Source organism: Chitinophaga sp. 01L420, from assembly GCF_056399985.1.
Map to the genome: position 1 here is coordinate 1 of NZ_JBFTSK010000154.1, position 401 is coordinate 401.

Sequence of the window (401 nt, forward strand, 5' to 3'; positions counted from 1 at the left end):
GTATGTCCAGCCAGCACGGTCACTTTGGTGTTATTTAAAGTAGTRTCAGCAATCGTRATCCAGGGTTGCTTGCCACCTACGATGGTCCATGCACCGCGTGCACCCAATCCGGCTGGAATGTTAGCCGTCATGTTGAAGATAGAATCATTACAATGTTTCTGATCTGCACCAGCAACTGCTTTGGAAGGAATCTCATAGTTGGTCAGGTCCACCATATCAGTAGTGGCCGCACARGTACCATTGGTGATRGTCCATACCAGTGACACRGTATGTCCAGCCAGCACGGTCACTTTGGTGTTRTTTAAWGTAGTATCAGCAATCGTRATCCAGGGTTGCTTGCCACCTACGATGGTCCATGCACCGCGTGCACCCAATCCGGCCGGAATGTTAGCCGTCATGTT

1 protein-coding gene is annotated in these 401 nt (G+C 49.9%); it reads right to left on the reverse strand.

The window, feature by feature from the left end:
- Positions 1-401: hypothetical protein (locus AC1DP6_RS36580; protein ID WP_477059325.1), on the reverse strand; the 401-nt coding region annotated here is incomplete at both ends.